Origin of the sequence: Pusillimonas sp. DMV24BSW_D, from assembly GCF_011388195.1 — a bacterium.
GTDB classification, from domain to species: Bacteria; Pseudomonadota; Gammaproteobacteria; order Burkholderiales; family Burkholderiaceae_B; genus Neopusillimonas; species Neopusillimonas aestuarii.
In genome coordinates this window covers 773,461-791,182 of sequence record NZ_CP049990.1, presented here as the reverse complement: position 1 = coordinate 791,182, position 17,722 = coordinate 773,461, and the positions used below count along the sequence as shown (strand labels likewise).

At 52.3% G+C, this 17,722-nt stretch carries 20 protein-coding genes; 7 read left to right on the top strand and 13 right to left on the bottom strand.

Features of this window, described 5'->3' with window-relative positions:
* Nucleotides 1-3 precede the first annotated feature (3 nt).
* The 4 genes from folE to G9Q38_RS03800 form a co-directional block, all read right to left on the bottom strand.
* Nucleotides 4-723, bottom strand: a complete 720-nt coding sequence (gene folE, locus G9Q38_RS03815; RefSeq protein ID WP_166127961.1) for a GTP cyclohydrolase I — start codon at nucleotides 721-723, stop codon at nucleotides 4-6.
* Between the two features lie 8 nt (nucleotides 724-731).
* Nucleotides 732-1,250 (bottom strand): plastocyanin/azurin family copper-binding protein, encoded by a 519-nt coding sequence (locus G9Q38_RS03810; RefSeq protein ID WP_166127959.1) that lies wholly within the window; start codon nucleotides 1,248-1,250, stop codon nucleotides 732-734.
* Nucleotides 1,247-1,675, bottom strand: coding sequence for a DUF5602 domain-containing protein (locus G9Q38_RS03805; protein ID WP_228276192.1), 429 nt, complete (start codon nucleotides 1,673-1,675; stop codon nucleotides 1,247-1,249). Before G9Q38_RS03805 ends, G9Q38_RS03810 begins: the two co-directional genes overlap by 4 nt.
* 73 nt (nucleotides 1,676-1,748) lie before the next feature.
* A complete protein-coding gene (locus G9Q38_RS03800) occupies nucleotides 1,749-2,252 on the bottom strand; it encodes a PaaI family thioesterase (RefSeq protein ID WP_166127956.1) in 504 nt (167 codons plus the stop codon).
* Nucleotides 2,253-2,339: 87 nt separating this feature from the next.
* On the opposite strand from G9Q38_RS03800, the gene G9Q38_RS03795 reads away from it, so the two are divergent.
* Nucleotides 2,340-3,683 carry an aminotransferase-like domain-containing protein gene (locus G9Q38_RS03795; RefSeq protein WP_370523877.1) on the top strand — a complete coding sequence of 448 codons (1,344 nt, stop codon included), beginning with the start codon at nucleotides 2,340-2,342 and terminating at the stop codon, nucleotides 3,681-3,683.
* On the opposite strand, the gene G9Q38_RS03790 is transcribed toward G9Q38_RS03795, so the two are convergent.
* On the bottom strand, nucleotides 3,680-4,156 hold the full coding sequence (locus G9Q38_RS03790) for an isochorismatase family protein (protein WP_166127954.1): 477 nt from the start codon (nucleotides 4,154-4,156) through the stop codon (nucleotides 3,680-3,682). The genes G9Q38_RS03795 and G9Q38_RS03790 overlap by 4 nt on opposite strands.
* A 35-nt stretch (nucleotides 4,157-4,191) precedes the next feature.
* Nucleotides 4,192-4,614, bottom strand: coding sequence for a helix-turn-helix domain-containing protein (locus G9Q38_RS03785; RefSeq protein WP_166127952.1), 423 nt, complete (start codon nucleotides 4,612-4,614; stop codon nucleotides 4,192-4,194).
* Nucleotides 4,615-4,693: 79 nt separating this feature from the next.
* Here G9Q38_RS03785 and G9Q38_RS03780 point away from each other — a divergent pair, with 79 nt between their 5' ends.
* A complete protein-coding gene (locus G9Q38_RS03780) occupies nucleotides 4,694-5,173 on the top strand; it encodes a DUF2938 family protein (protein WP_166127950.1) in 480 nt (159 codons plus the stop codon).
* A 25-nt stretch (nucleotides 5,174-5,198) separates the two neighbouring features.
* Here G9Q38_RS03780 and G9Q38_RS03775 read toward each other — a convergent pair whose 3' ends face one another.
* A complete protein-coding gene (locus G9Q38_RS03775) occupies nucleotides 5,199-5,813 on the bottom strand; it encodes a PilN family protein (RefSeq protein ID WP_166127947.1) in 615 nt (204 codons plus the stop codon).
* A gap of 105 nt (nucleotides 5,814-5,918) precedes the next feature.
* On the opposite strand from G9Q38_RS03775, the gene G9Q38_RS03770 reads away from it, so the two are divergent.
* On the top strand, nucleotides 5,919-6,377 hold the full coding sequence (locus G9Q38_RS03770; protein WP_166127945.1) for a YaiI/YqxD family protein: 459 nt from the start codon (nucleotides 5,919-5,921) through the stop codon (nucleotides 6,375-6,377).
* A 35-nt stretch (nucleotides 6,378-6,412) separates the two neighbouring features.
* Here the strand turns inward: G9Q38_RS03770 and G9Q38_RS03765 are convergent, their stop codons facing one another.
* Both G9Q38_RS03765 and G9Q38_RS03760 read right to left on the bottom strand, forming a co-directional pair.
* Nucleotides 6,413-6,886, bottom strand: a complete 474-nt coding sequence (locus G9Q38_RS03765; protein WP_166127942.1) for a DUF2214 domain-containing protein — start codon at nucleotides 6,884-6,886, stop codon at nucleotides 6,413-6,415.
* Nucleotides 6,887-6,896: 10 nt separating this feature from the next.
* Nucleotides 6,897-7,334, bottom strand: coding sequence for a DUF6152 family protein (locus G9Q38_RS03760; protein WP_228276191.1), 438 nt, complete (start codon nucleotides 7,332-7,334; stop codon nucleotides 6,897-6,899).
* 243 nt (nucleotides 7,335-7,577) lie between these two features.
* On the opposite strand from G9Q38_RS03760, the gene G9Q38_RS03755 reads away from it, so the two are divergent.
* From G9Q38_RS03755 to G9Q38_RS03745, 3 genes are all read left to right on the top strand, one after another.
* Nucleotides 7,578-7,838 (top strand): helix-turn-helix domain-containing protein, encoded by a 261-nt coding sequence (locus G9Q38_RS03755; RefSeq protein ID WP_166127940.1) that lies wholly within the window; start codon nucleotides 7,578-7,580, stop codon nucleotides 7,836-7,838.
* Between the two features lie 3 nt (nucleotides 7,839-7,841).
* A complete protein-coding gene (locus G9Q38_RS03750; RefSeq protein WP_166127938.1) occupies nucleotides 7,842-9,194 on the top strand; it encodes a type II toxin-antitoxin system HipA family toxin in 1,353 nt (450 codons plus the stop codon).
* Nucleotides 9,195-9,352: 158 nt separating this feature from the next.
* A complete protein-coding gene (locus tag G9Q38_RS03745; protein WP_166127934.1) occupies nucleotides 9,353-10,474 on the top strand; it encodes an HNH endonuclease in 1,122 nt (373 codons plus the stop codon).
* Nucleotides 10,475-11,025: 551 nt separating this feature from the next.
* Here G9Q38_RS03745 and G9Q38_RS03740 read toward each other — a convergent pair.
* The 3 genes from G9Q38_RS03740 to G9Q38_RS03730 are packed head-to-tail and all read right to left on the bottom strand — an operon-like array spanning nucleotide 11,026 to nucleotide 13,313.
* Nucleotides 11,026-11,901, bottom strand: coding sequence for a hypothetical protein (locus tag G9Q38_RS03740; RefSeq protein WP_166127932.1), 876 nt, complete (start codon nucleotides 11,899-11,901; stop codon nucleotides 11,026-11,028).
* Entirely contained in the window at nucleotides 11,816-12,490 is a 675-nt protein-coding gene (locus tag G9Q38_RS03735; RefSeq protein ID WP_166127929.1) for a hypothetical protein, read from the bottom strand. The genes G9Q38_RS03740 and G9Q38_RS03735 overlap by 86 nt, the downstream gene beginning before the upstream one ends.
* Entirely contained in the window at nucleotides 12,483-13,313 is an 831-nt protein-coding gene (locus G9Q38_RS03730; protein WP_166127926.1) for a hypothetical protein, read from the bottom strand. The genes G9Q38_RS03735 and G9Q38_RS03730 overlap by 8 nt, the downstream gene beginning before the upstream one ends.
* A 175-nt stretch (nucleotides 13,314-13,488) precedes the next feature.
* Here G9Q38_RS03730 and G9Q38_RS15270 point away from each other — a divergent pair, with 175 nt between their 5' ends.
* The gene (locus G9Q38_RS15270; RefSeq protein WP_166127924.1) at nucleotides 13,489-15,642 is read left to right on the top strand and encodes an SEC-C metal-binding domain-containing protein; all 2,154 of its coding nucleotides are present in this window, start codon (nucleotides 13,489-13,491) and stop codon (nucleotides 15,640-15,642) included.
* A gap of 296 nt (nucleotides 15,643-15,938) precedes the next feature.
* Here G9Q38_RS15270 and G9Q38_RS15210 read toward each other — a convergent pair whose 3' ends face one another.
* Entirely contained in the window at nucleotides 15,939-17,663 is a 1,725-nt protein-coding gene (locus G9Q38_RS15210) for a hypothetical protein (RefSeq protein ID WP_205962337.1), read from the bottom strand.
* Nucleotides 17,664-17,722 lie beyond the last annotated feature (59 nt).

Genomic DNA, 17,722 nt, shown 5'->3' with positions numbered 1-17,722 from the left:
ACCCTAAATTAAATGCCTATAGAACTCGTCCCGAAGTGCTTTATCATCTTTGAAAGCACCGCGCATGACAACGTTTTTCATCAACGCGCCATCGTCCTTAATGCCTCGCCAGTGCATACAAAAATGGCTCGCTTCCATCACCACGGCCAAACCATCCGGCTTTATATGCCCTTCCAATTCATCGGCAAGCATCACAACCGCTTCCTCCTGTATTTGCGGGCGGCTCATAATCCACTCACAAATACGCGCGTACTTGGACAAACCAATTAAGTCTGACGATGCGTTGGGCCGCACACCGATCCACACCTTGCCCATAATAGGGCACAAATGATGTGAGCAAGCGCTACGTACCCTAATCGGCCCCACAACCATCAGCTCGTTTAGTTGTGAGATATTTGGAAACGCCGTTATTGAAGGCGCTTGTTCATAGCGCCCTTGGAACACTTCGCGAATAAACATTTTGGCAACACGTTTTGCGGTGTCGGCGGTATTGTGGTCATTCTCAACATCGATCACCAGGGCCTTGAGCATTTCACGCACACAATTTTCGACTTCTGCATGCATCGCGTGCATTTCGCCGTTCTCTATAAACGCAGCAATATTGTCATTGGCATGATAGCGGTGCCCGGCTGCAAGCAGTCGAGAGCGGATCCGATCTGAGACGCGTGAGCTTCCCATAAAAGGACGATTTTCTGTGGAAGGGGTCGGTAAGGTTGCAAGCATGGGTAAATTTAATCTCTATTCTTTAGAATGCCGGCGACATCGGGAAAACCGGCAACCGCCGCAGCCGGCAATAGCGCGTCGGTCGTGGCGTAGGGCCGCACTGAGGCATCGACATGTCCAACCACGATTCGGCCGACCATTCCCGCATGCTCATGGGGGATACAAAAGTAGTCGTAAATACCCGGCTTATCGAACTGCAGTGCAAAAGATTCGTCGGGCATTAAGTAGCCGGAATCCCAAGACGCGGCTCCGTCGGGAATTCGCAGGGGTTTGCCATTGTCGGGATGATAGGCGGTGACCGTATGAACATTTCCCACCTCATGATTGACCCATCTAACGGTTTGGCCGGGTTGTATGAACAAACCACGTGGACGAAACCAAACATGTGCGCCAGATGCAGCGCCGGACATGCTGATTTCAACCGCTTCAGCGGCAACAGAACGCCTGGAAGAAAGGGCTGACAGCAACAAACCGGCGCCACCCGAGAGCAAAACGCGCCGGCGCGCATTATCGACGAACGCTTTCATTTGGCAACCCGACTTTCCCCATTCGTCGGCACATTCCAAAGCACGATATGAATGTGTGGCTCTGCAACGCCGGGGTGGCCCGCGTTATACACAATATCAACGTGATCAACCGACCCTGCAGGCGCGTTTAGATCATTCAGATTCATTTCCGGCGTCATCAGCGACAACGGAATCATATAGGTGGTATTAACCAGCTTACCGTCGCGGTCGTATCCCAGAAAAGGGCCGGCGGGCAAGCTATCTGGATCGACAAAAAGCTGCCCCATACCCGGAATGAAATCCGGCAGTTTCACCAATGAACTCACCGCTTTGTGTGGCGCGGGGGGAGGAGCGTGCAAAACGGAAGGCTCTGCGGCGGCAACACCGCCGATGGCAAAAGCAAACGTAGCAGCTGTTGCAGCTGCAGCAATAACAGGACGAATCATGAGGATGCTCCAAAAGTGCGTGACGGGAATCGCCACGTCTTACCCATTAGATGCAACCACCGTTGATTCCGTTTCAACGCCCCTTCGCCGCATCCCCCCTTAACGTCATCACCACGCTTTCAACCGTTCCCACCACCTTGTTGTCTTCATTGCGCCTGATTTCACATTGGTAATGACTAATCGTGCGTCCGCGGTGCGAGGCACAGGCACTGGCGCGCAACGTAGAGACCCAAACAGGGCGCAGAAAATTGGCTTTCAGGTCAATGCTGGTAAAGCTTTCGCCTTCCTGCATTAAGGTGGAATGCGCCGTGCCAATCGCAGCGTCGGCCAATTCGCACAGTAACCCCCCATGCACGGTGCCTTGCTGATTGCCGTGTATTTCGGCGTTCGCTTCGAATTGCAGCACTGCGGTGCCTTCACCGATCTCAACAATACGAAACCCCAGCAATTGGGAAATAGCCGTGGGGTAACGCATATGCGTTACATCGCCTTCCTTCAACGTGCCGTTCAATTGCCGGCGCAGAAACTCAAGAACGGGAACAGGGTGGGTGCCTGAGGAAATGGCGACGCGGGACATAAACACTCCTTTGACAGATCAATCTTGGCAGGGAGATAGTTTGAACGGCTAAAATAGAACAATCAAAAAATTGTCCTAGGTACATTGATGGTGTCGACGTCGACCGTAAAGTCTATCGTGCAGTTACTGGCGGGCGATATTCAAAGCGGAAAGCTGCCGCCCGGCGGCGCGTTGCCCACCCATCGCCAACTGGCCGCCCGGCATGGTGTGGCTGTTGCCTCGGCCAGCAAGGTCTACGCACAACTCACTGCCATGGGGCTGGTTATTGGTGAAACAGGGCGCGGCACCTTTGTGCGCGATCGCCCCCTGCAACGCGAGTGGGACAGCGATGACGAAGCCAGATTAAGCCGCACCGCCGCAGACCTTTCATTCAACCACCCCACCTGGGCCGGCCAAGCCGACCTGCTGCGAACCATGCTGCGTGAACTGGCAGTCTCGGGCGATCTAGCCGCACTCATGCATCAGCAACCGCCCGGCGGCCGGCGCCACGAACGGGAAATCGTTGCCGATTTCCTAACTGCGGAACGCCGCATTCAAACCAAAGCAGAACAGGTTTTCCTGGTGAACGGTGCGCAACAAGGGTTGGATGTTGCCATACGCACCTTGTTACGCCCGCACGATTGCGTTGCGGTCGATGCCTTAACCTACCCCGGCTTCAAAATGGCGGCGCACCTGCATGGCCTGGCATTGAAGCCCATTACCTACCACGCCGGCGGCCCCGACCTGGACGCGCTCAACGCGCTATGCCGCCGCGAACGCATTCGGGCAATCTATGCCATGCCCACCCTGCACAACCCCCTGGGCTGGGTGCTAACGGCCCAACAGCGACACCAATTGGCGAACATCGCCCGGCAGCACAACTGCATGCTGATTGAAGATGCGTCGTACGCCTTCCTGGCCGGTAAATCGCCGCCCCCACTCGCAACGCTGGCGCCGGAACGCACCATTTATGTTTCCAGCTTGTCGAAAAGCCTGGCAAGCGGCCTGCGCTTCGGCTTTGTGGTGGTACCGGATACCTATGCAAAACAATTCAGGTCGGTCATCCGCGCCACCTACTGGAGTGCGCCCAGCATCATCACCGCCATGGCCACGCGCTGGATCGCAAGCGGCGCGGTAACAAAACACGAAAAACACATGCGTGCCGACGCGCAACAACGCCAGGCCATTGCAAGAAAAATACTGGGTAACATGGCGTTCACCGCGCACCCCAACGCGCTATTCTTGTGGCTGCCCTTACCCGAAGATTTGCGCGCCGACAGAATTGCCGCCGCATTAGCCAAGAACGAGATTGCCGTCTCGAAAGCCGAGGCCTATGCCACCACACCCCATGTACCGCACGCTCTTCGAATTGGTTTGAGTTCGGTGCCTTTGGCACAATTGGAGCCCACCCTGCTACGCCTGCGGCAAACCATTGAGCAATTCCCCGTTTAATCAAAACCCGCGAGCAACTGATCAGACGACACCGTATTGCGGAAATGATGTTCCCACAAACTAATACCAAGCTGCCCCGACCGGTCTAACGACGAACCAACCGTTAAATCCGTTACCAGCGTGGGATGCAACCCGGCATCAAACAGCGCAAACCCCGCCGCCAACACACACGTTTCCGTTTGAACACCACACACCAGGACGCGGTCTGGATTAAAGCGCTTCAAATAGGCCAACACTTCGGCAGGCGGCGTATAACCATGCTTAACGAATACCTGATCCGGCACCACCAAACACGTGTCTTGCGCTGCAGGCCGCCAGCCCAACTGACTCTGGAAGGGTGTGTGCGCCTCGTCGTGTAATTCAATTGTGGCAATAGAGGGGATACGTTCAATCACGCGTCCAATACCCGCGACCAGCCAATTGGGCGGTGAAAAGGTTGATTGCACATCAACAACAAGCAGTATCTGGCGCATGGCGCTGCTCCCGTTTCATAGTCAAAGTCGTCGCGTTAGCGGTTTTTTATCACCGCCGGTATTAACGGCTTAAGCTGCCCCGAACCGGCCGCATCCATAAGCCGGCGAAAAGTCGGGCAATCAAGATGACTCTTTTCCGGACAATTGGCCGCATGGCGCAAGCCGTCGCGTACCGCTTTCAATTGCTTAATCGAGCGATCAATCTCTTCGGCCTTGGCAGTCAGTTTCTGCCTGTTGATTTGCACCTTGCCATTTGCATGAAGCATGTCGCCAATCTCATCCAACGAAAACCCGGCGGCACGCCCCAGGGCAATAATCGCCAACTGATCCAGTATCCGCGGGCCGAATATGCGCCGCTGCGCCCGCCGGCCAACAGAGTGAATCAAGCCTTTTTCCTCATAATAGCGAAGCGTTGATGTTGCCATACCTGTTCGCCTGGCGACCTCTGAAATATCCATACCAGCCCCTTGCGTTCAAGTTAACTTGAACCTCTATAGTGAAAGCCACAATGTAACCCTATACGAGAACGGTGGCTTTATGAATACATCTACTTTGCTGGCAATCTCTTTCGTTGGCATTGGCGCAACAGTAATCATGGACCTGTGGTCGTTATTGCTAAGATCCCTTGGTATGCGCACACTGGATTACGCCATGCTGGGACGCTGGTGCGGGCACTGGGCTAAGGGGGTGTGGTTTCATCCATCTATTCAGAATGCCTCTGCGGTTCGCGGCGAGAAATTATTCGGCTGGGTGCTGCACTACCTTGCCGGAATCGCACTGCCTGCTGCCTTCGTCTATTTGATTGGCCCGCAATGGTTTCGCGACCCTACGTTATTACCCGCATTATGCTGGGGGGCCGCAACGGTTCTGTTGCCCTGGCTGGTGCTTCAGCCGGCGCTGGGCGCCGGGCTTGCAGCCGCCGAAACCCCTCGCCCATGGCACAGCCGCGCTATAAGCCTGGCGACCCATATCGTGTTTGGATTTGGGCTGTTTCTTTGCGCAAAGGTTGTTACCTGAATCCGAACGCTTAAGACGGAGCCTGTTAATTTGCCGGCTCAGGCTCTTGCGACGCCGTAAAAGTAAGCGGGTTATAAGTCTTTTTATCCCCCTCGGTGACGATTTCAAAGAAAACCGCATCCAGCCCCATTAAAAACCGATGTGATGCATCGGCCCAGCAATTTACCGCCATGTCGTAACGGTTCTCGCCTTTCTTTGCACATTCGTACCTGGCATTCTCCTTCGCCTTGTACAAATCAAAAAGCATCACGGCCACGGCATCGTCTTTGACTTTATCAATGCACGCTTCCGTAAGGCCATAAGGCCCCATCGAACCCCACGACGTTGTATTCAGCTTCCGATCCCAACAGCTCTTAAAGTCCTGCTCCACCGTAGGCTTGTTGGCAAGCACGAAATCAACAACCTTGTTGCCTCGTTCCAAATCGTCTTTCGTAGGGCCCCCGTTAATGCCACTGGCCGATGCCGCGTAGATTCGACTTACAAGCGCGGCACGCGCCATGTTGGAAGCCAGTGTTTTATTCCGGCGCTCCAAGTTAGCAATCTGTTCTTGCAGCGTTTGATTTTCTGTTTTCAACGAAATGTAGAAATAGGCAGCAACAGATACTGCGGCAATAAGTGCTAATAACAACACGCGTTTCATCGTCATCCTTAGCCAGAAATAAATTTTAGGTTAGTGTCGCGCTTGATAAGATACTACCTTCCAACTAAGGCGCCACACCCGTACTAAAGTACAAAAGGATAATAGATGAACATATGGGTTGATGCCGATGCGTGCCCCGCCGTAATCAAAGACATTCTGTATCGGGCGGCGCAGCGAGCACAGCTGCCGCTCACGCTCGTGGCCAATCAAATGCTGCGCACACCGCCATCACCTTTGATTCGTGCCGTGCAGGTACCGCGCGGATTCGACGTGGCCGACGACTACATTGTTGAACGCACAAATACCGGCGACCTGGTCATTACCGCAGACATTCCGTTAGCAAGCGAGGTTTTAAATAAAGGCGCGCTGGTGCTGAACCCACGCGGCGAGCGTTACACCGCCGACAATATAAGCCAGTGCCTGTCGATGCGCGACATGATGGATGAGTTACGCAGCAGTGGTGTTGATACCGGCGGGCCGGCTGCGTTCAGCCAGGCAGACAGAAGGGCATTTGCGGGTGCGTTGGATCGAATTTTGCAGAAGGTGATGCGGGAACGCATCTAACTACCCACCGACAATCTCCCACCCATTACATCATCTCAGACAAAACCTATCCAGCGGCCGGCTACTAGGACAGAAAGCCAAAGAATGGCGGACGTGGCGGCCAAGACTCGAACTCGCACAGATGGCTGGCCGCTGCGCAGGGCTGTATCAAAGTGGTCGCCGCGATGCTGAAGTGCGATGTTGCAGACTGCCAGTACAAGCAGTGTGGACTTGAAAAGGAAAGCCGGATTTTCTGCGTACTCCACCGGTTTCACTGAGAATAACCAAAGCCCTGTCGTCACCGCGAGTGCGGTGCCCGTCGCCGCTACGCTTACAAGAAAAGGGCCAAGGGTCGGCAGATCCCGCCCGCGCGTTGAACGCAAAAGAAGCAAATCGAGCGGTAGGATCGCGCCAAGAAGTAGCCCAATACCCAGGATGTGAGCTGCATTAACAACGAGATAGGCGACCCAGTATTCCTGCAGGAAGGCGGCACCGGGCCAGCCGGAAATGGCGTGCAGAAAACCTGTCATCGCCGTGTCGTTATTGCTTGATGCGTTCTGGATACATGTCGTACTGTTTACCGCCAACCGTAATGCGCACGGCTTTTATATGCGCCTTGTTCGGCTCTTTGGTGCGGTTGCCCAATACCGTAATGTCATCGCCCACTTTGGCAGTGTCGCCGGAGAAACCTGAACGCTGTGTCTGGCTCGGGTTTCCCAGATCGACTTGCCACACACGACCATCCTGGTCCTTCACGCGCAGGGCCGGATGTGGCGGCGCCATTGAAATCTCGGTGATAGTGCCCTTCAACTCGGTCTGCTCCTCTTGCGCCCAGGCCCAGCCGTGATGCGCGAAGGCTTGCATGGTAAATAGCGCCATGGCCGTGGCGCAAAGCATGAGGGCCATGCGATGCGCTGCATTGCGCGCCGTAATGGAGATTACTCGGGTGGCGGTTCGCCTTTCACTTAATATCAACATAATCATGCTCCTTGAAGTGAGTAAAAAATTATGCATCCAACGCGTTGATCCCGCTCCCATTTTTAATAGTACAAGAACCGCCGGTGCCAGCGGCCGCTTTGGGTCGATTCAACCGCTTTACAAGATAGGGGCTGTAAAATTAATATACAGTTTCTGATTTGTAATTCAGAAAAACATACTATATTGCGTATTTTATTTTTACAAACTAAAATTAGTAAATTGAAAATACAGCGTGAGACTTGTATGGCAGACTTCACTATTCGCACTGCAGAGCAACTTCCGGTGCTGCTCCAAGCATTTCGCAAACAAGCTGGCCTAACCCAGTCCGCCGTGGCCATGCGCCTGGGTGTCACGCAACAAACACTCTCTGCCTTAGAGCGCAACGCGGAAAAAGTCAGCGCCGACCGACTGCTGGCGCTTCTAAGCATCCTGGGTGTGGAACTGGTACTGCGCCAGGGTAGCGACTCCTCCACGCCAAAGCCGCCAACCGACCCGAACTGGTAAGTCATGGGTCGACGCTCTCACACACAGACTCTTTACCTTTGGATGAACGGCGCTTTCGTCGGCACGTGGCGTGTGCGGCCCCACGTTGGCGAAATATTGCAGTACGACGACAACTGGGTGAACGCCAGCCAAGGCCGGCCGCTGTCCCTGTCATTGCCCTTTACGCCGGGCAACCAACCGCATCGTGGCGATGCCGTACGCGCCTACTTCGAGAATCTGCTTCCAGACAGCAAAGCTATCCGCGAACGCGTCGCACGCCGGTTTCAGACAAGCTCAACGGAAGCGTTCGCGCTGCTGGCAGAGATTGGACGGGATTGCGTGGGTGCGTTGCAGGTACTCCCCAACAGCGCGCCCCCCGAAAGCGTTCAAGAAGTGACGGCAACCCCGCTGAACGATGCCGAGGTGGCTCAAATACTGCGCAACACCCTAGCGCCGGCGTCAAAAATCAACCGAGACAATGATGATGTTGACTTTCGGATTTCCATCGCGGGTGCGCAGGAAAAAACAGCCCTGTCGTGGCTCAATAACCAATGGTGTCTGCCACATGGCGCGACACCCACTACACATATTTTGAAACTGCCGCTGGGCCTGGTCGGCAACCTTAAGTTCGACATGAACGATTCGATTGAGAACGAATGGCTATGCTCGAAAATTCTGCACGCATATGGTGTACCGGTAGCCTCTACGCAAATCCTTCAGTTCGAGGACATGAAAGTACTTGCAGTCGAGCGCTTCGACCGTATGTGGTGGGAAAACGAAGAAGGCAAAAGATGGCTTCTTCGACTACCGCAGGAAGACATGTGCCAGGCAACGGGAACCCCGCCACACCTGAAGTACGAATCGGACGGCGGCCCCGGCGTGCGCACCATTATGAAACTGCTGGCCACATCCAGAGACCCAGACCGTGATCGCCGTACGTTCTTCCAGGCCCAAGTCCTTTTTTGGATGCTTCGCGCCACCGATGGCCATGCGAAGAACTTCAGCATTTTCCTGCGCCCTGGCGGCACCTACGAACTCACTCCGCTGTACGACGTGCTCTCTGCTTATCCTGTTATAGGAAGAGGCGCGAACCAATTATCCCCATTTAAGGCCAAGATGGCCATGGCGGTGCGCTCAAAGAACACGCACTGGGTCATGCGGGATATTGTGCGCCGACATTGGCTGGCTGTGGGGAAAGAGCATGGCATCGTGGCGCCGGATGGCCGTGGTGCCGAAGTAGTGCTCGGCGATATGGTGGAAAAGACGCCGGAAGTCGTGCGCTCGGTTCGTGCAATGCTGCCCGAGAAATTTCCTGAACATGTAGCGAACAGTATCCTTAGCGGACTACAGGGTGCGGCCGACAAATTGGCTGGTTAGTCCAGCTGTAGGGGACGTAGCTGTCTAGAAAACCCTGGCCGATTCACAATACGAATAAGCCGAGTCGGCTCCACCCAATATTTTCTAGTAACATCCGCCATAAAAGCTTGAACAATTCAGTTTCTTCTAAGGCAAATAAGTATTCAAGGGGGTGGAGCATGGCTAAAGACTGGAGCGAAGAAGAGCTTCTTGCCGCTGTAGACGCATATCGCCAAATGGCAAAGATGCAAGAAGCTGGAGTTACCTACTCCAAAAAGCACTTCTATGAAGATTTAGCTTCGCGATTTGAACGCTCGGCGAAGGCATTCGAGTACAGAATGCAGAACATCTCTGCGGTACTTGATGAATTAGGCCTACCCTGGATACCTGGCCTCAAACCTGCCGTAAATGTCGGTACGGCCATAAAAGCGAAGCTGATCGAGATCATTCAGGGCGATGCTCTCCAAAAACAAATAGACGTGAATAGCGAAAAAGAAAGTCGCACCTGGGAAAAGGCTCTTGATGCTGTGAATCAACTTGGCGGTATCGCTGGCCGAAAACAGGTCGAAGACTGGATCCTCGCTCACCACCCTGAGTACAACTCAAAGAACCTAACCGATCTTTATATGTTGTCGGTTAACTCCCCTGCTCGAACAGGTTACTTACAAAACAGAAAACCGCGAAGAACAGATCAAGATAGCCGCTATGACAAGCTATTCAAAATTGGGAAAAGCACCTTTGAACTCTACGACCCTGCTCAACACGGTGTCTGGGAAATTTATGCCGATGCATCTTCAGGGAATCGATTTGGTGTATCAATAAGACAGGTCTCGAATCCTATCGATAATGCGTTAATAACCGCAGAAAAGAATGCAGAAAGAGCAATCGCTTTTGATCCTATAAACGTAAATGACGCCAGGCAACGCATCTCCACAGATATTATTCGGCGCAGGGGTCAACCAACATTCCGCAAAGCTCTGCTAGTAGCCTATGACAATACCTGTGCCGTTACGGGCTGTAATCTATCTGCAGTGCTCGAGGCAGCACACATCCACCCCTATAAAGGTGATCACACCAACGTTGTATCTAATGGCCTACTGTTACGAGCAGACATCCATACTTTGTTTGACTTAGGGCTAATCGCCGTTGATTCCGAAACAATGACCGTACGAGTTTCACCTGAACTAGCAAGTACGAGTTACGGAAAATTGGATGGCGCCTCTCTTCGCCAACCTAAAGAAAAGTCCGACCGAGCAAACCCTGAGGTTCTAGATTGGCATCGAAGTCAATGTCCGTGGTGAAATTAGAATATAAGTGGCCTGCTCTTCAAAATTAACCATCTAACCCTTTGGGGCCCTTCTTTCCCGGCTCGACTCAGTTTGGGGCGTTACCGGAAGGCAGGGCTACCGTGAAACCATGCCTAGCAAGCGCTGCCGCCACGGAGAACTCACCCACTTGCCCAGTATTGAATCTTGTCATTTTTACCATTTCCATGTCCTCGCCTGCTAGCTCCAGGCTTTCTCGATTTCGTGCATACACTCAACCCACTAAACTAAGATCTATAACAATCCACCCGCAGGCGCAACCAACGGGAAGCCCCGCAGGGGCCGTGCGATGGCCCCGCCGCCCGGCCACCCCAAAAGGCAGCCCGACTCAAACAAAAACACCTCAATAAACCATCATGTCGATTCTCACAATTAATAAAAATTTCCGGAAGTTTTCTCACTATTAATCAAAAAATCTGAAAACACCAGTTTCCCCTGCTACTAAACAACTTTCTTCGCCTGCAAACGGCCAGAAGCAGCCGCTTAGCTAAACTATTGAGGCTAAGTGCCAGGTAAAGCTTACGAGCTTACGAAAACCTTCCCAGCCCTCGCGGACACCGGTTCATATCTTTGTACAGTATCAATCGGCGATCAAAATCCGCCACGCCAGCCGTGGTGTCGACCCCCTTGATCGTGCGCAGTTTACCCAAATACAAGAACTTTTCACTGTCTCGTAACCATTGCGAGTAATTGGTCTGCTTGCTGAAGGGATCTATCGACAATCGGTCTTTAATAAGTAAGCAGAATAAGCGTGGATGCTTTTCCACTGCTTCTAGAAAAAGGTCTGCGCGCTCACCCTGGACGTACTGGCTTTCCTTAAACAGCTCCACGAAGAATTTCTCATGCTCGGCCGGACGCAGAGACGAAGCCCGGATCATGGATATCAGGTTTTGAACGATCCAGGTAAAAATGACCCGTTTTTCCGTGATCAGTTTGTCCAGCATGAATTTCACGAACAGCGGGTTTGAGAAGTCGCTTAGACTGGTCAACTCTAGACGCGTGTTAACGAAGTACCGGTAAAGCGCCCAGTAATCATCTTTGTCGATCAGGTCCAGTCTGTTGTCCACGATAGCCGATGCCAGGACCATTTCCTTGATCATGGCGTTCCCGCTATTGGTCCATGCCGGGTAGTCCAGTTGATAAAGTTCGGTAAGTAAGGCGGCCGGCAGTACCAAGTTTCCATCTATTTCGGCAAGCTCGGCCTTGGTCTCAATGGACAAGGACTTAAAAGCTTTGGCGAAATCGGAATCGAGCCAATACCCTGCTTCATAGATGACACCGTACTTGATTAGGTCAATGTAGATATAAATCTTGACCTCATCCTCGCGCGGCAATCGGACCTGGGCGTCCTTCCTGATATGACGTCCCGACTTGACGCATTCCTTTAGCTGTTCGAGGTCCATGGTTTTCCTGTATGTATTGCGGCAAGCCCCAGCCATCGGATTGGGCGAGCTGAACGAACTTCGCAATCATGCGCCTGAACGTCCTGTTGTTGATTCTAATTAGTCCAGAGTAACTTTTGAGCAACATGCTCAATGAACCACCTGAGGCGAGCAGTACACCGTCTTTATCTTCGTCCGTACAGAAAAAGAACCGATCATGAAAATCGAACTTAGTGACTATGATTTCGAATGAACTGAAAATACCTTTCTGGTTCAATTCGCTAACAATAGCCTCCAGGCGCCTAGCCTCTTCCAACTTAGGCGGTGATTTGCCATTCTCCCCCTTGATCCGGTTCAGATGCGTGATCACGGTAATGTTCCTGTCTGCCTGGGTTGCAAAAAGCTCAAGAATCAAAGCAATATCCGAAGACAGCAGGTAAGGGTCGAGGATGACGATATTCCGCGAATGGGCGGCATCGAAAGCATCGGTAATACGCTTTCTTGCCAAGGTTTCGTCGAACAGTCCTTCTTCAAGCATGGGAATCGACGTCAGGGGATCGTAGTCTGACTCCGCATGGATCGTGCGCCTTCGTTCCGCCCATTTAGACATCAAAGCGGTCCTCCGACGATCTTTTCTGGACTATCACCTTGTCGCCGATTCGCACTTGCTTTTCTTCCACTACATGCGCTGTAAAGTTGATGTGTTTCACTAAAGAAAAACTGGATCGATAGATGATCTGTCCATTCAGCTCTATAGTTGTTACATGTCGATCAGGTACAAATCCACAATCTATGACGTGCAGGTCATCGTCCAGCGTCAGTTCCGTTGTGTGAGTGTCATGCCCCGCGACAGCCGTTAGGCATACCTTAGCTCCTTCATATAACTGGAAATAATCGAGGAGACGTATCCTATAACCCGCCGCGGTATCGCTTTGAAAACCTTTGAATTCTTCCTCGATTCTAGTGGGGCGGAACACTGTGAAACTACCCAACAGATGCGGCTTCGCCAGTATGTCGATATGGAAGTCGTCTTTGATTCTTTCAAATGCTTCTTTGTAACGACGCGGGACATCGGCCAGATCTCCGCTATCTGCTGAAAGCTCACGAAAGTATACCGTCGCAAAAGAGCAAAGGCCTGAGAGTGGATTGAAGTTTTCTTCGTCGTAGCTTTTCTCTATGAAGAAAGTTTCTGACTCCGGCAAATCTAGGGAAATACAAATATCGAGTTCCGGAGCAAGATTAAAAATGCCTTCCTTCAATGCGGCATTCACCTCGGCCCCATCTTGCAGATCCTTGAAGTAGATTGAAATTTCACCCAGTTGGCATTTCCTCCAGGTGTCGATGACGTAGTCCAGCCCCGAAAGCTCCCAGACGATGGAATGGCCGTACAGCAATTCGTTATTTTTCGTTCTAGCAATCAGGAATGTACGCATTACACTTGCCATTAGACTACCCCGACTGTTCTTCTTTACATGGGCTGGAGCGTATCATATTGTTTCAGAGCTCACAAAGAAATGGCAACACCACGCCTACCTGGCATCGCGGTGTTTACCCCGGTCGGGCGACGTAAAAGTACGGCAGCAGATTGCACACTTAAAAGGGAGGGCCATGGAGAAGCCGAGGGAAGAATCCCAGATTCTTGAGGATCTGGCCACGCTAGCCGCTTCGCCCGGGTACGTTCATGCGATTGCGCACATCTGTCATCGCGACAACGTCATCCACATCAAGGGCAAGCTGGAGCCATCCGATATGGACCAGTTGTTCAGCAGTGAGCGGCTGAATCGGACAGAATTGACGACTCTGATTGGCTTAATGGCCAAGAAACCTTTGAACCTATCCCAGCAGCCGTCTGATGTGGTCGAGGACTACGTCATGCGCACCGACTCCCTCATGAAGGAGCTGCATGACGCAATGTCCTATCCGATGTTTGCGGCTATGTTCGAGGCGGTGAAGGCAGGGAAAAAGCCACCGGATCCGTGGCGCGGTCCTGGAATGCGAGAGCCCATCTTCTACGGCACCGAATCAGCCTACGCCTTTCAGTATAGAGATTTCGTGCCTGAGAAGTATGAAGCCGATGACGACTGGATGCTCCAGGCCAAAGGTTTTACTTCTGGCCAAGCGAGGGTCATCGCGAAGACGATGTGCGCGTTGATGGACGAAAAGGGGACGCAACTCTTTGCGGACGCCAGAGCAGCCAAGGCCCAGCCTGAAACATGGTTGCCCGCATTCGAGTTTTCGCTGGATGAAGTGGCGCTTCATAGCGGAGTTGCTCAAGACATAGTCCGAGCGTTCTTCTGTGCCTTCCTCTTTAAAGGGGACAACGCCGCGTTCAAGGAGGTGGGAGACTTCAATGAGGTCGCTGCTTTCCCCTTGCTTCCGACTGACCGGGGGACAGTGCTCCTTTTTTTACACTACGCCATATACGAGGCTCTGTACGAGTCTCCGTTTTTCTGGATGTGGGACGATAAGCCCTACCGCCCGCAGGCCGCCAAGCATCGCGGCGCCTTCACTGAGCAGTTCGCCGCGCGTCGGCTGGCCGAGGTTTTCGGCCGCAAACACGTTCATGTGAATGTGAACTTGCATCGTGGCAAGGACATCGTGGGGGAGGCTGATGTTTTAGTTATCTACGGAGACCGGCTCATCATCGTGCAGGCCAAGGCGAAGAAACTGACGATCGCGGCGCGTAAGGGGAACGACAATCAACTGAAGACAGACTTCGTTGCTGCCATCCAAGATTCCTACGACCAGGGCTGGGTGTGCGCCAACGAGATGCTTGCAGGTGGTTGTCGGTTGGTGGACGATGAAAGCAACGAAGTTGAGCTTCCTGCAAGTATTAAAGAGGTCTTCCTATTCAGCCTAGTTTCGGAACACTATCCAGCACTGGCGTTTCAGTCGAGCCAATCACTGAAGTTCCAAACCACAGATGTTATCCGGCCTCCGTTTGTGCTGGACGTGTTCCTTCTCGATACTCTGACGGAGATGCTGGCGTCACCGTTGCGACTTCTGAGCTATGTGAAGCTGCGTGTGGCTGCCTCGGACAAGCTGATGAGCGGGCACGAACTGACCGTGCTCGGCTATCACCTGAAGCAGAACCTATGGTTAGATGAGAAGTACAACTGCGTCATGCTCGATGACTCCATCGCGCAAGACCTGGACGCGGCGATGATGGTTCGCAGGGATAACCAGCTTGGAGACGATACGCCTGAGGGCATCCTTACGAAGATGCGCGGAACCCGCTACGAGGGCCTCATCAAAGAGATAGAAGCAAGGCCGGATCCGGCAGTTCTTGAGCTCGGATTTCATTTGCTCTCGATGAGCGAAGATTCATGTAGAAACGTCGATCGCATACTCGAGATCATCACGCGGAACACACAGCTCGTCGGGAAACGGCACGACGTGACGCTGGCATCCAGCACACCACCATGCGGCGTCAGCTTTCATTGCAATCCAGTAGCAACCCCCGAAGCCATGACCGTGCTGAAGACCCATTGTGCCAAGCGCAAGTACAAGCAACGGGCAGCACAATGGTTTGGCGTCTCCGTGGATCCGGATGGGCAAGTCCAGTTCGGTGTCACGTTGGACTTTCCATGGGAGCCCTCTGAGGAGCTGGATGAGCTAACTGCAGACATGAAGCCAGCAACTCAGGCTCTTAATGCACCCCATCAATACTTGCGGAGGGGTGGGCAGCGCAAAAAACTCGGGAGAAATGAGCCCTGCCACTGTGGCAGTGGTCGCAAATACAAGAAGTGCTGCTTGAACTAACCAAGGGCGCAAGGGCGTCGCGCTGCGTAGCGTGCTTTACGATATTAAGCATCTTGCGTTGCTGGGTAGACTCTGTGGTTTTTACAAGATCAAAAGTGCACTTGGACCTCTATTGTCGAGTCTGAGAGATTGCTTGTCCCCGATGAACTTATACAGTTGAGAGCATGCGTTGAGTGCACGACTCTCACCAACCGCTTCCAGGCTGACGTTACTCAGCAGAAATCGAGCGTCAGCAATGGGTCGTGAGCGGACGGGCGGCTTTCGACCCGTAGCGGACACATGCGCCATTAAATTTATCAGTCAATCTGCGTACTGTCGACCACATCACTGCTGGGTACAGCGATGCCAAACTTTTCGACTCTGGAGCGATTGATTGGACTTTCTTGGCCAATTCTCTGCAACACCGCCATGGCTTTCGTCGTAATGCTCTGCATTAGTTCATCGGCGTTACTAATCCTCCGGAAATTGGTGAGTCCATAAATTGCTAGGCGAAGCTCTTCGCCTTTGAGCTGCTTCAGGAGTTCGTATAGGTCTTGTTCGCTGTGGCTATTGATGAACTTTAGTGTGCCCTCGCTCCAGCCGCTAGTACGGACAATACCAGCCAATACATCCGGCAAATGTTTGTCGTCCTCAAACTCAGTTGCCTTCTCGGCAAAAGCGGATTGGACGTCCGGGTCGTCTATCGAACAATGCGGGTCGAATTCGTCGCCACTCCAGAATACCTTGTCTTCGTTGCGGCTGTTGACGTACTGTTTGATTACATCGCTAATACCATCGGCGCGACCAATTTTTTTCAGTACTGCAATTGACGCCGAGAGATTCGCCGGGCTTATCGCGGCGGCATTGTCGCGAATTGACTGTTTTAGTCTTGAAGCAAACTCCTCATCATTTTCGTCGAATGAATCGTGATAGAGGTCCCAGGCTTCCGTGAATGACTTATCGTGATCCTGCAAAATAAGATTTGCAGCGGATATTTCCGCCTCCCGCTTCAAACCAACAACATCAAAATACCCTTGCCTTAAGCTACTTAGCACCTGCAAATCGAAAGCATCGGTACTACCATAGTCGTAGCGATCCAGTAGTTCCAACCAGCGATTTTCTTCGGGTGTTTTTGCCTCTTCTTTTGCGAACAAGTGAGCCCAGGGTGTAGAGTTGACGATTTTTTCTATAGGTGGAGCATCAGTAGGCTGGTACAGGGCGAATCCGTACAAACAGGCACTATGGATAGCCTGTTTCAGAATCCGCTCATCATAGCTCGAAAGAATCTCTTCTAAACGGTTGGCGATACGCAGGAGCTTGAATATCGTTCTTATATTCGAGATACCGAGCGCAATAGCGTTATCCGCAACCCACTTAAATTTTTGTGATGTTTGATCGGGAACTGCAATTGCAGCGGCCTCCATGGGTGTTGGAGAAAACTCTAGTTTTATGTCGATAATCTTTTCAAGCTGAATCCGAAAGGCTTCATCATTGTTGCCCGTAAGCACTTCACTATTGAGCAGCAAGATGACTTTACATCGCTTCCGTTCTTTTAGAATTGAGATCAGGCCAAGCACATCTTTGAGAGCTAGCTTGTCACTCATGCGCTCCAGATCGTCAAAGCAAACGATTTGGTCGCGCACATCTAGAAAACCCGCCTTTTCTACAAGACTGCTATAGTCTGCAATGATTGGAAGCCCGCGGATAACACCTGTTCCCGCACGCCATTTTGATGCTAACTGTGATAGGCGATTGGAAACCCTGTTGAGAGTGGGTTGAAAAGGTTGGGCAGGCTTAAATGCCGCAGATTCAACCGTATTCTCGAACAACGAACGACGTACATCTCCTAAGCTTTCCAAGCCGAATAGCGACACATAGGAATATCGCGCTGGACTAACGTTCCCAGTGGAAAATGCTTGTGCAAGTAACGTGTCCCACGTGTGAGTCTTGCCAACGCCCCATTTCCCGCTCAAGCATAGGGCAATACGATCGTCTGTTTCCAGAAATCGTTGTATTTCCGCTCTTACGAGTTCGACAGTCATCACTCCCCCAGAAAATAACTTTCACTCACAATATGTTTATAAATCGTAGACTAATACAA

What these genes read in the sequence shown, in the direction of transcription:
- folE (WP_166127961.1), bottom strand. Translation starts at nt 723, where the DNA reads ATGCTTGCAACCTTACCGACCCCTTCCACAGAAAATCGTCCTTTTATG.
- G9Q38_RS03810 (WP_166127959.1), bottom strand. Translation starts at nt 1,250, where the DNA reads ATGAAAGCGTTCGTCGATAATGCGCGCCGGCGCGTTTTGCTCTCGGGT.
- G9Q38_RS03805 (WP_228276192.1), bottom strand. Translation starts at nt 1,675, where the DNA reads ATGATTCGTCCTGTTATTGCTGCAGCTGCAACAGCTGCTACGTTTGCT.
- G9Q38_RS03800 (WP_166127956.1), bottom strand. Translation starts at nt 2,252, where the DNA reads ATGTCCCGCGTCGCCATTTCCTCAGGCACCCACCCTGTTCCCGTTCTT.
- G9Q38_RS03795 (WP_370523877.1), top strand. Translation starts at nt 2,340, where the DNA reads ATGGTGTCGACGTCGACCGTAAAGTCTATCGTGCAGTTACTGGCGGGC.
- G9Q38_RS03790 (WP_166127954.1), bottom strand. Translation starts at nt 4,156, where the DNA reads ATGCGCCAGATACTGCTTGTTGTTGATGTGCAATCAACCTTTTCACCG.
- G9Q38_RS03785 (WP_166127952.1), bottom strand. Translation starts at nt 4,614, where the DNA reads ATGGATATTTCAGAGGTCGCCAGGCGAACAGGTATGGCAACATCAACG.
- G9Q38_RS03780 (WP_166127950.1), top strand. Translation starts at nt 4,694, where the DNA reads ATGAATACATCTACTTTGCTGGCAATCTCTTTCGTTGGCATTGGCGCA.
- G9Q38_RS03775 (WP_166127947.1), bottom strand. Translation starts at nt 5,813, where the DNA reads ATGAAACGCGTGTTGTTATTAGCACTTATTGCCGCAGTATCTGTTGCT.
- G9Q38_RS03770 (WP_166127945.1), top strand. Translation starts at nt 5,919, where the DNA reads ATGAACATATGGGTTGATGCCGATGCGTGCCCCGCCGTAATCAAAGAC.
- G9Q38_RS03765 (WP_166127942.1), bottom strand. Translation starts at nt 6,886, where the DNA reads ATGACAGGTTTTCTGCACGCCATTTCCGGCTGGCCCGGTGCCGCCTTC.
- G9Q38_RS03760 (WP_228276191.1), bottom strand. Translation starts at nt 7,334, where the DNA reads ATGTTGATATTAAGTGAAAGGCGAACCGCCACCCGAGTAATCTCCATT.
- G9Q38_RS03755 (WP_166127940.1), top strand. Translation starts at nt 7,578, where the DNA reads ATGGCAGACTTCACTATTCGCACTGCAGAGCAACTTCCGGTGCTGCTC.
- G9Q38_RS03750 (WP_166127938.1), top strand. Translation starts at nt 7,842, where the DNA reads ATGGGTCGACGCTCTCACACACAGACTCTTTACCTTTGGATGAACGGC.
- G9Q38_RS03745 (WP_166127934.1), top strand. Translation starts at nt 9,353, where the DNA reads ATGGCTAAAGACTGGAGCGAAGAAGAGCTTCTTGCCGCTGTAGACGCA.
- G9Q38_RS03740 (WP_166127932.1), bottom strand. Translation starts at nt 11,901, where the DNA reads ATGGACCTCGAACAGCTAAAGGAATGCGTCAAGTCGGGACGTCATATC.
- G9Q38_RS03735 (WP_166127929.1), bottom strand. Translation starts at nt 12,490, where the DNA reads ATGTCTAAATGGGCGGAACGAAGGCGCACGATCCATGCGGAGTCAGAC.
- G9Q38_RS03730 (WP_166127926.1), bottom strand. Translation starts at nt 13,313, where the DNA reads ATGCGTACATTCCTGATTGCTAGAACGAAAAATAACGAATTGCTGTAC.
- G9Q38_RS15270 (WP_166127924.1), top strand. Translation starts at nt 13,489, where the DNA reads ATGGAGAAGCCGAGGGAAGAATCCCAGATTCTTGAGGATCTGGCCACG.
- G9Q38_RS15210 (WP_205962337.1), bottom strand. Translation starts at nt 17,663, where the DNA reads ATGACTGTCGAACTCGTAAGAGCGGAAATACAACGATTTCTGGAAACA.